Annotated in this window: 11 protein-coding genes and 1 pseudogene; 4 read left to right on the top strand and 8 right to left on the bottom strand. The window is 69.0% G+C overall.

Annotation, left to right across the window (positions count from 1 at the left end; all coding sequences use genetic code 11):
• From AC5592_RS13720 to AC5592_RS13700, 5 genes and pseudogenes are all read right to left on the bottom strand, one after another.
• Window positions 1–423, bottom strand: a pseudogene (locus AC5592_RS13720) (hypothetical protein); the annotation flags it as partial.
• Window positions 416–1,024: a Holliday junction resolvase RuvX gene (ruvX, locus tag AC5592_RS13715; RefSeq protein ID WP_083870842.1), complete on the bottom strand. Its 609-nt coding sequence runs from the start codon at window positions 1,022–1,024 to the stop codon at window positions 416–418. The pseudogene AC5592_RS13720 and the gene ruvX, both read right to left, overlap by 8 nt.
• On the bottom strand, window positions 1,024–3,690 hold the full coding sequence (alaS, locus tag AC5592_RS13710; RefSeq protein WP_063064369.1) for an alanine--tRNA ligase: 2,667 nt from the start codon (window positions 3,688–3,690) through the stop codon (window positions 1,024–1,026). The genes ruvX and alaS overlap by 1 nt, the downstream gene beginning before the upstream one ends.
• Before the next feature lie 62 nt (window positions 3,691–3,752).
• The gene (locus tag AC5592_RS13705) at window positions 3,753–5,096 is read right to left on the bottom strand and encodes a replication-associated recombination protein A (protein WP_084506635.1); all 1,344 of its coding nucleotides are present in this window, start codon (window positions 5,094–5,096) and stop codon (window positions 3,753–3,755) included.
• A 29-nt stretch (window positions 5,097–5,125) separates the two neighbouring features.
• Window positions 5,126–5,716, bottom strand: coding sequence for a TetR/AcrR family transcriptional regulator (locus AC5592_RS13700; RefSeq protein WP_063064367.1), 591 nt, complete (start codon window positions 5,714–5,716; stop codon window positions 5,126–5,128).
• A 67-nt stretch (window positions 5,717–5,783) separates the two neighbouring features.
• On the opposite strand from AC5592_RS13700, the gene AC5592_RS13695 reads away from it, so the two are divergent.
• Window positions 5,784–6,743 (top strand): TauD/TfdA dioxygenase family protein, encoded by a 960-nt coding sequence (locus AC5592_RS13695; protein ID WP_083870843.1) that lies wholly within the window; start codon window positions 5,784–5,786, stop codon window positions 6,741–6,743.
• Between the two features lies 1 nt (window position 6,744).
• Here AC5592_RS13695 and AC5592_RS13690 read toward each other — a convergent pair whose 3' ends face one another.
• Window positions 6,745–7,914, bottom strand: a complete 1,170-nt coding sequence (locus AC5592_RS13690) for a phosphotransferase family protein (RefSeq protein WP_030513960.1) — start codon at window positions 7,912–7,914, stop codon at window positions 6,745–6,747.
• A 249-nt stretch (window positions 7,915–8,163) separates the two neighbouring features.
• Between AC5592_RS13690 and AC5592_RS13685 the strand changes: the two genes are divergently transcribed.
• Window positions 8,164–9,219, top strand: coding sequence for a DUF2189 domain-containing protein (locus tag AC5592_RS13685; protein WP_063064366.1), 1,056 nt, complete (start codon window positions 8,164–8,166; stop codon window positions 9,217–9,219).
• A 6-nt stretch (window positions 9,220–9,225) separates the two neighbouring features.
• On the opposite strand, the gene AC5592_RS13680 is transcribed toward AC5592_RS13685, so the two are convergent.
• Together AC5592_RS13680 and aspS are read right to left on the bottom strand one after the other, a co-directional pair.
• Entirely contained in the window at window positions 9,226–10,197 is a 972-nt protein-coding gene (locus AC5592_RS13680; RefSeq protein ID WP_051024718.1) for a DUF389 domain-containing protein, read from the bottom strand.
• 116 nt (window positions 10,198–10,313) lie between these two features.
• Window positions 10,314–12,095: an aspartate--tRNA ligase gene (aspS, locus tag AC5592_RS13675; RefSeq protein WP_063064408.1), complete on the bottom strand. Its 1,782-nt coding sequence runs from the start codon at window positions 12,093–12,095 to the stop codon at window positions 10,314–10,316.
• A gap of 225 nt (window positions 12,096–12,320) precedes the next feature.
• On the opposite strand from aspS, the gene ypfJ reads away from it, so the two are divergent.
• Together ypfJ and AC5592_RS13665 are read left to right on the top strand one after the other, a co-directional pair.
• Window positions 12,321–13,220: a KPN_02809 family neutral zinc metallopeptidase gene (ypfJ, locus tag AC5592_RS13670; RefSeq protein ID WP_036502771.1), complete on the top strand. Its 900-nt coding sequence runs from the start codon at window positions 12,321–12,323 to the stop codon at window positions 13,218–13,220.
• Between the two features lie 146 nt (window positions 13,221–13,366).
• Window positions 13,367–13,867, top strand: coding sequence for a hypothetical protein (locus AC5592_RS13665; protein ID WP_157121823.1), 501 nt, complete (start codon window positions 13,367–13,369; stop codon window positions 13,865–13,867).
• Window positions 13,868–13,934 lie beyond the last annotated feature (67 nt).

Raw genomic sequence — 13,934 nt, 5'->3', positions numbered from 1 at the left:
GCTCGCCCGGGTGCCGCGCCTGGCGGCCGGCGCCGGTTCCGGCTCCGCGACGGCGATCGGTTCGATATCGGTCTCGGAGTCGTACTCGTCGCGACGATACCGATGGCCGCTGCGGCCGGTCCGCTCGTACTCCGGTTCGGCGTAGTCGTCGGCGTAATCCGGGTCGGCGTAATCGGGATCCGCGTATCCGGCGTCGGCGAGCTCGTGGTCGTAGCGAGCGTCGTATCCCGCGGCGGGATCGGCGTAATGCGCGGCCGGTTCGTCCTCGTCGACGTAGCGCGGAATGACGGCGGTGTCGTCGTCCTCGTAGTCGTCCCACTCGTCGGTGGCGCTACGGTGCGCACCGCCGCGCCGGTAGCGCCGCTGCTGCTCGTCGGCGCGCCGGCGCGAGCGTTCTCCGGCCCGGGACCAGCGGTCACTCATCCGACCACCTGGCCTCGTCTGCACCGGCCGAGTTCAACACCGCACTCCGTTCGTCCAACCACCCTTGCAGGATCGACACGGCAGCCGCCTGGTCGATGACCTGCCGCCGGCCGCGCGCGCGAACTCCACTGTCCCGCAATGCACGTGCAGCTGACACCGTAGTCAAACGTTCGTCGGAAAGTCGTATCGGCACACCAGGAATCATGTCCCGCAAACGTCGCGCGAACCGGGCGGCCAACTGTGCCGACGAGCCACTGGCCCCACGTAATGTGCGTGGCAGACCGACGATTACCTCGACCGCCTCGTATTCCCGCACAATCTCGGCTACCCGGATCAGATCGGTTGCCGGACCTCGTTTTCCACCCTTGACGGTCGGGACCGTCTCCACCGGCGTCGCCAGGATCCCGTCCGGGTCACTGGCCGCCACTCCGATGCGCACGGTTCCCACGTCGATGCCGATCCGCCGGCCGCGACCGGGATCGGTCCGCGCGCTGGGGCGTTCGGCCGGAATGTCGTCCGGCCGGGCGGCCCCGGCTTCCGGAGCCGCCCCCGATGGGGACGGCTCCGGTTCCGAGGGCTCCGAATTATCGGAATTGTCCATCAGGCGGCGATCTCGGCCACCCGCGCGCGCACGCCGGCCAGGCCGGCCTCGATACCGGACGGATCCGAGCCGGCGCCCTGCGCCATCTCCGGCTTACCGCCACCGCGGCCCGCGATACTCGAACCGAAGCTGCCGACCAGATCGCCGGCCTTCACACCGAGTTCCTGAGCGGGCTTGTTCACCGCGACCACGAACGGGACCTTGCCGTCGGCGTTGCCGAGCAGCACGACCACCGCCGGTTCACTGCCGAACCGGCCGCGGATATCGGTGGCCAGGGTCCGCAGATCGCCCGCGCCGACGCCCTTCGGGGCCGCGGCCGCGACCAGCAGCACCTTGCCGACGCGCTGGGCCTGCTCGACGTAGGTCCCCGCCTGCGACAGGACGGCCGCGGCCTTGGTGCGCTCGAGTTCCTTCTCGGCGACCTTCAGCCGTTCCACCAGTTGCTCGACCCGGGCCGGCACATCCTCGGAGGGCACCTTCAGCGAGGCGGCCACACCGGCCAGCAGGGCCCGCTCCTTGGCCAGATACTTGTAGGAATCCAGCCCGACGAACGCCTCCACGCGACGCACACCGGAACCGACCGACGATTCGCCGAGCAGTGTGATCGGCCCGATCTGCGACGAATGTTCGACGTGGGTACCGCCGCACAGTTCCATCGAGAACGGCCCGCCGATTTCGACGACCCGCACCTCGGACCCGTAGTTCTCGCCGAACAGTGCCAGCGCGCCCATCGACTTGGCCTTGGGCAGATCGGTGACGAAGGTGTTCACCGGGAAGTCCGAGCCGACCGCGTCGTTGGACACGGCCTCGATATCGGCCTTCTGCGACTCCGAGAGCTGGCCCTGCCAGTTGAAGTCGAACCGCAGATATCCGGGCTTGTTCAGTGAACCGGCCTGAACCGCGTTGGGGCCCAGCACCTGCCGCAGCGCGGCATGCACCATGTGCGTGCCGGAGTGGCCCTGGGTGGCGCCGCGCCGCCACGCCGGATCGACCTGAGCGAGTACGGCATCGCCCTCGGTGATCTGCCCGCGCTCGACGGTGGTCTTGTGCACCCACAGCTTCTTGGCGATCTTCTGCACGTCGTTGACGCGCAGTTCCGTGCCCGAGGCGGTGAGGCTGCCGCGGTCGGCGATCTGACCGCCCGATTCGGCATAGAGCGGACTGCGATCGAGGATGACCTCGACATCCTGCCCGGCGGTCGCGGTGGGGACCCGCACACCGTCGGCGATGAGGGCGAGAACCCGTGCCTCGGTGGCCAGTTCGTCGAATCCGGTGAATTCGGTGGCGCCCCGGTCGACCAGTTCCTTGTAGATCGACAGGTCGGCGTGGGCGTGTTTGCGCGCCTGCGCATCGTCCTTGGCGCGCTGCCGCTGCTCGGCCATCAGCGTGCGGAAGCCCGACTCGTCGACCTCGAGCCCGGCCTCGGCGGCCATCTCCAGGGTCAGGTCGATCGGGAAACCGTAGGTGTCGTGCAGGGTGAACGCCTCACTGCCCGCGAGGGTGCGCCCGCCTGTGGCCTTCACCTCGGCGACCGCGTCGTCGAACAGTTTCGACCCGGTGCTCAGCGTCTTGAGGAAGGCGGTCTCCTCACCCACGGCGACGGTCTCGATGCGAGTGAAGTCGGTAGCCAGTTCGGGGTACGAGGGCGACATGAGATCGCTGACGACCTTCATGAATTCGCCGATCACCGGCTTCTCGGCGCCCAGCAGCCGGGCCGAGCGCACGATCCGGCGCAGCAAGCGGCGCAGCACGTAGCCGCGGCCGTCGTTGCCGGGGTTGACGCCGTCGGCGATCAGCATCGCCGAGGTGCGGGCGTGGTCGGCGATGACGCGGAAGCGCACGTCGTCGGCGTGTTCGACGCCGTAGCTCTTACCGGTCAGCTCCTCGGCCTTGGAGATGATCGGGCGCAGCAGATCGGTTTCGTAGACGTTGTCCACACCCTGCAGCAGCATCGCCACGCGTTCGATGCCCATACCGGTATCGATGTTCTTCTTCGGCAGCGACCCCACCGGCGGATAGCCCAGCTTGGGGCTCTGCTCGCCGCGGATGTCCTGCATGAACACGAGATTCCAGATCTCGAGGTAGCGATCCTCGTCGGCGACCGGGCCGCCCTCGGCGCCGTATTCGGGTCCGCGGTCGTAGTAGATCTCCGAACACGGCCCGCCGGGACCGGGCACGCCCATATCCCAGTAGTTGTCCTTGCCGTCGCGGAACTGGATGCGTTCGGTCGGGATTCCGGCGACGCGGTGCCAGATCTCGGCGGCCTCGGGATCGCTCTCGTAGGCGGTGACCCAGATCCGCTCCGGATCGAAGCCGAATCCGCCCTCCTCCTGAGATTTGCTGATCAGTTCCCAGGCGAAGGTGATGGCACCTTCCTTGAAGTAGTCACCGAAGGAGAAGTTGCCCGCCATCTGGAAGAAGGTGTTGTGGCGGGTGGTGACGCCCACCTCTTCGATATCGCCGGTGCGCACGCACTTCTGCACGCTGGTCGCACGCGCGAACGGCGGCGCCTCCTGGCCCAGGAAATACGGCTTGAACTGCACCATGCCCGCATTGACGAACAGCAGGTTCGGGTCCGGCAGGATCAACGAGGCACTGGGTACCTCGGTGTGGCCGGCACGGACGAAGTGGTCCAGGAAACGCCGTCGGATCTCGTGGGTCTGCACGAATATCCAGCCTACCGGGCGCGGTCCAGCCGGTTTTCAGCGGTCGTGGGCGCGCCCGTGTCTCAGCGCCCTCGGACGATCCGCCGCAACTTGGTGACCCGCGGCCCGATCTCGCGCTCGTAGCCGTGATCGGTCGCGGTGTAGTAGTCGGCGCCGACCAGTTCGTCGGGCGGATACTGCTGGGCGAGGATCCCGTCCGGGTGGTCGTGCGGGTATTTGTAGCCCTGCGCATTGCCCATTTTCGCCGCCCCCGCGTAATGCCCGTCGCGCAGGTGGGGTGGCACCGCACCGGCCTTACCGGCCGCGATATCGGACATGGCCGCGCCGATGGCCGCCGCGACCGCACCCGATTTGGGCGCGGTGGCCACGTGGATGGTGGCGTGCGCGAGCGCCAGCTGCGCCTCCGGCATACCGACCAGCTGCACCACCTGCGCGGCGGCGACCGCGGTCTGCAGGGCGGTCGGATCGGCCATGCCGACGTCCTCGGACGCCTGGATCATCAATCGCCGCGCGATGAAGCGCGGATCCTCGCCCGCGCTGATCATCCGGGCCAGATAGTGCAGCGCCGCGTCGACATCGGACCCCCGCAGCGATTTGATGAACGCGCTGATCACGTCGTAGTGCTGGTCGCCGGCGCGGTCGTAGCGAACCGCGGCCTTGTCGACGCTGGCCTCCACCAGATCCACGTCCACCGTGCCGTCCAGCGACGATTCCGCCGAGGCCTCCAGGGCGGTCAGCGATCGGCGCGCGTCACCGCCGGCGATGCGGACGATGTGGTCGAGCGCCGCCTCCGTAACGGTGTACTGCCCTGCCAGACCTCGCTCATCGTCGATCGCGCGACGCAGTACGATGCGAATATCGTTGTCCGACAACGACTTCAACTGCAACACCAGCGACCGCGACAGCAGCGGCGACACCACCGAGAACGACGGGTTCTCCGTGGTCGCCCCGACCAGCAACACCACCCGGTTCTCCACCGCGGCCAGCAGGGCGTCCTGCTGGGTTTTGGAGAACCGGTGCACCTCGTCGATGAACAGCACGGTCTGCTCCCCCGCGAGCAGCCGCCGCCGCGCCAGCTCGATGACCGCGCGCACCTCCTTGACGCCCGCCGACAATGCCGAGAGCGCCTCGAAACGACGGCCGGTCGCGGTCGAGATGAGCGCGGCCAGCGTCGTCTTGCCCGTCCCGGGCGGGCCGTAGAGCAGCACCGATGCCGCACCCGACCCCTCGATCAAGCGGCGCAGCGGCGATCCCGGGCCGAGCAGGTGCTGCTGGCCGACCACCTCGTCCAGGCTCGCGGGCCGCATCCGCACCGCCAGCGGCGACATCCTGCCCGCCGGCGGCAATGCGGCGGATGCGCCGGACACTTCCTCCACCTCCGGCGCCTCGAACAACCCTTCGCTCACGCCTCGACGGTACCGATGAGCACCGACACTCAGGGCGAGGCGGGGTCGGGGCGCAGAATTCGCCCGGCCTGCGCCTCGATCGACGCCCGCAGTTCGGCATCGGTCAGCTCGCGCAGGCCCGCGGCGCTGCGCAGGAACGGTTCGAGCAGCTGCCAGCCCATGGTGAAGGCGGCCAGATGGGCCACCGCCAGTCCGGCCGCGCGATCGCTGTCCATCTGCGGCCGGAGATGCTCGATCAGCATCGCCATCACGGGGAACTGTTCCTGCAGCTCGCCGACCGGATAGCCGTCGAGGATGCAGCGGGCCAGCACGGTCAGATGGCGGCGCAGCCGGGGATCGGTGGCGGTGAGCTGCCCGGCGGCGGCCACCGCGCCCGATTGCTCCCCGAGATAGCTCAGCACGGCCCCGACCAGCCGATCCTTGGCACCGAGATGCCGGAAGACCAGGCCGTGGTTGACCCCGGCACGCTCGGCGATGTCGCGGATCGAGGTCGCGGCCGGGCCGCGTTCGGCGAACAGGTCGGCGGCGGCCTCCGTGACCGCCGCGACGACTGCGTCGCGACCGACCGGCGCGGCGCCGGAGTCGTCAGGACGCGGAGTCGATGGCGGGTTCTCGGACATCGGGCTACAGTAGCGAATACCGGTGTAGTCAATCGACTACAGTCGTCCGATCGCCGAAGGAACCGCCATGACGCAGACCACCGCCGCGGAGACCGAACCGCGTACGCACTACCCCGTTAGCTCGTTTCCACTGCCGGGATTTCCGCTGATCGCGGGCCCGTTCACCCATCTGGTCGCCGAACGTGACCGTCTGGCCGCACTGCGCTGGCAGCATTTCGACGCCCGTCAGGTCGGCGTCAGCCTCGGCGCGGAGATCAGCGGCGTGGATCTGACCCGGGAGCTGCCCGCGGAGGTGATCGCCGAACTGCGCCGGGCACTGCACGAGTACAAGGTGCTGTTCTTCCGCGAGCAACCGCTGACGCCCGCCCGCCACGTCGCGTTCGCGGCGCGCTTCGGCACCCTCGAGGTGCATCCGTTCATCCCGTCCAACACCGAGCAGCCGGAGCTGGTCCGCTTCGAGAAGACCCCGACGATGGCGGGCGTCGAGAACATCTGGCATCACGACGTGACCTGGCGGCCGCAGCCGTCGATGGGCGCGATCCTGCACGCCGTCGCCGTTCCCGAGATCGGCGGCGACACGCTGTTCTCGGATATGTACGCCGCCTACGAGGCCCTCGATGCCGAGACGCGGACCCGGATCGACGACCTCACCGCGACCCACGACTACACCCGTGCCTTCGGCCGCGGGCAGACCGCCGCGGCGCAGGAGGCGCTGCGCGCCCAGCATCCGCCGGTCAGCCACCCTGTGGTGTGCACACACGAGGCGACCGGACGCCGGCACCTGTACGTCAATCGCATCTTCGTGGACCGGATCGACGGCATGGATCCCGAGGCGAGCCACGACCTGCTGGACCGGCTCTGCCGCCAGGCCGATTACCCGGAACACCAGGTGCGGCTGCACTGGGAGCCCGACACCGTCGCCTTCTGGGACAACCGGGCCGTGCAGCACTACGCCGCCAGCGACTACTGGCCACAGATGCGAATCATGGAACGAGCCTCGATCGTGGGACCGCGACCGGCCCGCTGAGTCACTCCTCCCAGAGTTCCTCGAGGGTGGCGGAGACATGCTCGGCGAAGTCGCCGAGTGTGTCGTCGCCGGTGCAGCGCGCATCCTCGGCCAGCGCCGCCCAGCGGTTGATCAGCGCGGCCGAGCGCGGCACCGACAGGCCGTGTTCGCGGGCCGCGGCGATGCGGGTGTGATCGGCGGGCAGGAACCAGAAGGTCGTCAGCCACACCCAGATGAGCCGGGCCTCGAGGATGCGTTCGGCCAGCAGGTCGTCGTCGGCGAGGGCGGGCCACACGCCCACGACCTCCGAGCGCCAGGCCTCCACCATCTGATGCGCGCGCTCGCGAGAGAGTTCGAAATCGCACAGGCAGCCCGGGAACGAGACCAGCGCGTAGGCGATGTCGAGGGTGGCGTCGCGGAAACCGCCCCATTCGTAGTCGAGGAACCGGGCACCCTCGTCGTTGAGGATCACATTGTCCGGACACAGGTCCGAGGGGCTGAACGCGCGGAAGCGGCCCGCGGAGAACAGGCGATTGCCCCGCACGATGCGTTCCGCGATCTCGCCCGGCACGTCGATGCCGACCTCGCGGGCCAGCATTCCGGGTACCTCACCGATCGCGGCCTCGGCCTGCTGGGCGATGCCGTCGACCCGGTGCACCACTTCCACTCGCCGCAGCAGCGCCACGAAATCGGCCTCCCGGCCGACCGTGGCGGCGTGCATACGGCCCAGCGCCTGCGCGAACGCCATCTGGGCGTTGCGGGTGGCGGGTTCGGCGCCGGTTTGCAGCACCGAGGTGAGCGACATGTTCTCGCCCAGATCGCTGAGGATCAGCAGCCGATCCGGCAGGCTGTGGGCCAGCAGATAGGCACCGGGCCGGTGCTCGCTGCTGAGTGCGGTGGTGAACTGGTAGGACACCGCCTCGCGCAGGAACGCCGAGTCTATGCTCGCGACCCCCGGCGCCAGCCCGCCGATCCGGCGCTCCTGTGCGGCGCCACGGACCTGCTTGACGATCAGGGTGCGAGGAAGTGAGAACGAGTTCTCCGCTACGCGTACGCGCAGCACCGTCGTCCTGCCACTGCCGCTGAGTTCGATCGGATCGCTCAGCTTCACCGCAGCACCCATGCGCTTCGTGAGCAACTGTTGTGCCGCGGACACGACTTCGGCGGCGCGTTCGGCCAATAGTGCGGTCATCGCCAACCAAGTTACTCGCTCCAGGTCACTTTCAGCGAGCGGATCGGCAACCTTTCGCGCGTCGTCGGCGTGTCCCCGCCGAGCGGCTGCGACCGGACCGAGATGCTCATTACGCTCATCGTCGGCCGGGTCGCGGATCCGGCCCGATGCCGCGGCCCGTCGCTTGACACGCCCGGCCGTGTCCGGTTGTGTCGAAATCTCAACTGCAGTGTGCCGCACCAGAACCCAGGTGATTCGAAAGGTCCGACGATGACCGACTCCCCGCAGTCCGCACCCCGCGACACCGGCGAAGGCGGTGAACGGCGACCGGAGAGCCGGCCCGGGCAGCATCCCACCGGTCCCGCACGACCCGGCGCCGTGCCAGGCGAACATTCCGCAACGCCGGGCCGGCCCGAAATGGCCGGAGCCGCGGGTTATCCGCAGTTCGAGGGCTCCGGCGCACCGCAATACGGCACGCCGCAGTACGGCGGCGCTCCGGGCGAGCCGCCCCAGGTCACCCCGGGCGGGGTGCCCCCGGTGGCACCGCCACCCGGAACGCACGGACAGCCCGGCCCCACCTACGGCCCGCCCGGCAGCGTCCCGCCGGGCGCCTATCCGCCGCCCGCCGATCCGACCTGGGGCGCATCGGATAACGGCATGCCGCCGCAGGGCGCGCCCGGGTACGGCGCGCCGCCGGGATACGCCGGTGCGCCGGCGCTCAATGTCGGCCGGGCGCTCAGCTTCGCGTGGGATCGCTTCCGCGCCAATCCGATTCCGTGGGTCGCGATAACGCTCGTCGGCTTCGTCGCCTACCTGATGGTGACGGTGGTGGTGAACGTCACGCACATGAATTCGCTGATGCCGGTGGTGCTGATCGGGTTGCTCGCCGCGGTCGTGGTCTGGCTGCTGCAGGCGGCGATGATCCGCGGCGCCCTGTACGAAACCGACGGGACGCCACCGGATTTCGCGTCGTTCTTCAGCTTCGTCAACGCCGGCAACGTGCTGATCACCGCTCTGCTCGTCTTCGTGGCGGCCTGCGTCGGCGCGGTGTTGTGCATCGTGCCGGCACTCGTCGTGGGCTATCTGTGCATGTTCTCGCTGCACTACGTCATCGACCAGGATCTCGATCCGTTCAGCGCGATCAAATCCAGTGTGCAGCTGGTGGTCTCGAATTTCGTGCCGACACTGCTGCTGGCCCTGACAGTCGCCGCGCTGACGATCGTCGCCACGGCGCTGTGCGGCATCGGTCTGCTGGTGGTGGGACCGCTCACCGTCATCGCGGTCACCTACTCCTACCGGATGCTCACCGGCGGCCTGATCGCCTGAGCGGTCTCATTCGTCGCCGAACCACCAGCGCGACAGGATGTTCCGTCGCTTCGGACGTGGCGGGCCGAGCGCGTGCCCGTGATGGGGACGCAACTGCAGCACGATGATGCCCGCCACGACGATGCCGACCATGTTCACGCCCAGCTGGCCGATCGACTCGAATGCCTTGTGCCATTCGCCGACGGTGGCGGCGACGGCGGCGAAACCGGCCGCCGGAATCGTCGTCACCGAGATGAACACGCCGACCAGCGCCGCCGATTTCGCGGTCACCAGCGACATCATCCCCGCCGCACCCGCCAACAGGGCCACCACCAGCGAGAACGGGCCCACCTCGTAGATGAAGTCCACGTTGCGGATGGCGTGGATGCGGTCGACGGTGATCCAGCCGAACTGCTCCCACACCAGCGACGCCAGCGTCGCGATCCCCATCGCCACCGGAAAACCGATCAGCAGGGCCAGGATCGAGCGGCGGGCGAGGCGGAAGTCCCTGCGCACCACCGCGACCGCGACGGCGGCCAGCGGTCCGAACTCGGGTCCGACCACCATGGCGCCGACAACCGTCACCGGCGAATCGGTGGCCACACCGACGACGGCCAGCAGGCACGCGATCGTGATGAACGCCAGGAAGGTCGGATTGAGCGTCGATTCCTCGTGGGTCTGGGCGAGCAGTTCCTCCCAGACGATCGCATCCGACGGATCGCCCGGCGCCGCCTCGACCGCGCGGTCGGCCGGCGCCGACAGCACCGTCTCCACCGGCGAGAGCATGATGCCGCCGTAGTCGCCGATGCCCAGCCCACGCAGACCGGCCAGCACATCGTTGGCCGATTCGCGAGCGATATCGGCCTGGACGAGATCACCGGGCGGCTCGACCGAGACGCCGCGCTGCACGGTGATGAGCGTGGCGCCGGGTTCGGCCCGCAGCGCGGTCACCGCGGCGTCGGTCGACTCCGGTGGGCAGACCGCCCGCAGGTGCAGCACCCCAGTCCCCTGTCGTCGGCACGATCGTCCGGCACCGGGTGGCGCCGGACGATCTGCAGACTAACCGGTGCGCGGCCGCGACTGCCCACGACCGCGGCGGCACATCCGGTTCCGGATCAGGCCTTCGGCTTGCCGTGCTCGTCGAGCACCACGTCGAGGCCGGCTTCCTTGCGCTGCTGCGCGGTGATGGGCGCCGGCGCCTCGGTCAGCGGGTCCACGCCGCCACCGGACTTCGGGAACGCGATGACCTCGCGAATCGAATCCACCCCGGCCAGCAGTGCGGTGATGCGGTCCCAGCCGAAGGCGATTCCGCCGTGCGGCGGCGCGCCGAAGGCGAAGGCGTCCAACAGGAATCCGAATTTCTCCTGCGCCTCGTCGTGGCTGATGCCCATGACCTTGAACACCCGCTCCTGCACGTCACGGCGATGGATGCGGATACTGCCGCCGCCGATCTCGTTGCCGTTGCAGACGATGTCGTAGGCGTAGGCCAGCGCCGCGCCCGGATCGGTGTCGAAGGTGTCGATGGACTCCGGCTTCGGCGAGGTGAACGCGTGGTGCACCGCGGTCCAGGCCGAATGTCCGAGTGCCACATCGCCACTCGCGGTGGCGTCGGCGGCGGGCTCGAACATCGGGGCGTCGACGATCCACACGAACGCCCAGGCGTCCTCGTCGATCAGGCCGCACTTGCGCGCGATCTCGCCACGCGCCGCGCCCAGCAGCGCCCGGCTCGACTTCGCCTCTCCGGCGCCGAAGAAGATGCAGTCGCCAGGCGCCGCGCCGACGTGCTTGGCCAGGCCCTCGCGTTCGGCGTCGGACAGGTTCTTGGCGACCGGGCCGCCGAGGATGCCGTCCTCACCGACCAGGATGTAGGCCAGGCCCTTCGCCCCGCGCTGCTTGGCCCATTCCTGCCAGGCGTCGAGCTGGCGCCGCGGCTGGCTCGCTCCGCCCGGCATCACGACCGCGCCGACATACGGCGCCTGGAAGACCCGGAAGGAGGTGTCCTTGAAGTACTCGGCGCATTCGGTGATCTCGATGCCGAAGCGCAGATCGGGCTTGTCGCTGCCGTAGCGGCGCATCGCCTCCGCGTAGGTCATGTGCGGAATCGGCGTGGGGATCTCATGGCCGACCAGCTTCCACAGCGCGACCAGGATGTCCTCGGCCAGCAGGATCACATCCTCCTGGGTCACGAAGCTCATCTCCAGGTCGAGCTGGGTGAACTCGGGCTGGCGGTCGGCGCGGAAATCCTCGTCGCGGTAGCAGCGGGCGATCTGGTAGTACCGCTCCACCCCCGAGACCATCAGCAACTGCTTGAACAGCTGCGGGCTCTGCGGCAGGGCGTAGAACTTGCCGGGCTGCAGCCGGGCGGGCACCAGGAAGTCGCGCGCGCCCTCCGGCGTGGACCGCGTCATCGTCGGGGTCTCGACCTCGACGAACGCGTGCTGCGCCAGCACCTCGCGGGCCGCGGCGTTGACCTTCGACCGCAGCCGGATGGCGTGCGCGGGGCCCTCGCGGCGCAGATCGAGGTAGCGATACTTCAGGCGCGCCTCTTCGCCGGGCTGCTCGTCGAGCTGGAAGGGCAGCGGCGCGGCCTCGTTGAGCACCACGAGTTCGGTGACGTTGACCTCGATCGCACCGGTGGGCAGATTCGGGTTCTCGCTGCCGTCCGGACGTCCCTCGACCACACCGGTGACCTGCACGCAGTACTCCGCCCGGAGCTTGTGGGCCTGTTCGGCCGGCACACCCTCGCGGAAGACCACCTGCGCGACCCCCGACGCATCGCGCAGATCGATGAAGATCACGCCACCGTGGTCTCGCCGCCGGGCCACCCAGCCGGTGAGGGTGACGGTCAGACCGGCGTGCTCGCTTCGCAGCGAACCAGCCAAGTGGGTGCGCAGCACGGGAATCCTTTCGACGACACGGTGCACCGGGCACGGGATGACCTGGTGCGCCCCCATGGTAGTGAGGCGCGTCGGCCGGACGGAAACCGATATCCGACTCCCGGTGTCACTCGGTGGACACGACGCCACTCGTCTCCCGAGCCGTGGACGCTCATGCCAAGCTGTAGAGGTTGTTTCGGCTGACCGAGCGCCGAGCAGCCCACTCGATCCACAGGAGCAGCAACGATGACCTTCAACGAAGGTATGGATATCGATCCGGACCGGGTCTCCACCGGCGGCGGCATGGGCCCCAAGCTCGCCTTGGGCGGTGGCGGTGGCTTGATCGTGCTGATTCTCGCGGTGCTGTTCGGCGTGAATCCGGGCAATCTGCTCGGCAGCGGAACGTCGGGAACGCAGACCGGTGGCGTCGATACCTCCGTCTGCAAGACCAACGGTGATGCGAACCGGTACGCACAGTGCCGGGTGGTGCTGACCGCGCAGAGTCTCGACGGCGTCTGGGGCGGGGTCCTGCCGCGTCAGACCCGGGTGCAGTACACCAAACCCGGGGTGACGCTGTTCACCGGGTCGGTCAACACCCGATGCGGCAACGCGACCAGCGCGGTCGGCCCCTTCTACTGTCCGGCGGACCGCAAGGCCTATTTCGATACCGGGTTCTTCCAGGAGCTGCGCGACAAGTTCGGGGCGGCGGGTGGTCCGCTGGCCGAGGAGTACGTGGTGGCGCACGAATTCGGGCATCACATCCAGAACCTGCTGGGCGACAGCGGCCGCGCGCAGCGCGATCCCAAAGGCCCTGATTCCGGATCGGTTCGCCTCGAATTGCAGGCCGACTGTTACGCCGGGCTGTGGGCGAGCTACGCGGACAAGACACCGGCCCCCGGCGGTTCCCAGCCGCTGCTGAAACCGTTGTCCGACAGCGACATTCAAGACGCGCTCTCCGCCGCCGCGGCGGTCGGCGACGACCGGATCCAGAAGGCCGCCACCGGCCGGGTGAATCCGGAGGGATGGACGCACGGTTCGTCGAACGAGCGCCAGAAGTGGTTCCTGACCGGCTACCGGAACGGCCAGGTCGCCGCATGTGACACCTTCTCGGCACCGGATCTGAACAATCCGCCGGCGCTGCGCTGAACCGGGCCGGGCGGAGTTTTCGAACGGGCAAGTCGGGTGGATACCGGCAGCGGTGCGGGCACAATGATCGGCAAGACCGGGACGGGTGGAGGGCAGGAGTGAACGATATGCGGGTTATCGGCGGTGCGAGACGAACAATGCCGGGTGTGCGGGCGGCGGTGGCGGTCTGCGCCGCGGCACTGACGGTGGCCGGCGGCGCGATGACGGCCGTGGCCGACGAACCCGCGGCCGGACTGTCGGTGGCGCTGACCACGATTCCGGGCGGGGAGCACGCCGGGGTGACGCCGGCGCCGACGCTGCTCGTCTATTCGGACGGGCATGCGGTGAACAGCCCCGACGCCGCCGATCCGGACCGTCCCGCCGACAAGGCACCGCAGCAGCGCAACGGACACGTCTCCCTCGACGCGGTCCATGCCGCCGCCGAGGAGGCGAAGAAACTGGCCGCCGCGGATCTGGGTATGCCCAAGGACGGCAGCGGCGGGTCCACCCTGCTCGATTTCCTGGGCGCCACACCCGACCAGGACGTGCACCTGGTGGTGTACTCCCCCGGCGGCACCGACGGACTCACCGACGCCCAGAAAGCCGACCGCACCCGCTTCGCGGACCTGTGCAAGAAGTTGGTCGACGCGTTCGTCGCCGACCGCTGATTCCGGCCCCTACGGCCCCGATCGCGTCCTCGCGACCGGGGCGCCGAAAAGCTCAGGGACGCAATCG

Source organism: Nocardia violaceofusca NBRC 14427, from assembly GCF_963869435.1.
In the GTDB taxonomy this organism is placed as follows: domain Bacteria; phylum Actinomycetota; class Actinomycetes; order Mycobacteriales; family Mycobacteriaceae; genus Nocardia; species Nocardia aobensis.
The sequence above is the reverse complement of the archived record's forward strand: the minus strand, read 5'-3'. Positions and strand labels throughout refer to the sequence as shown.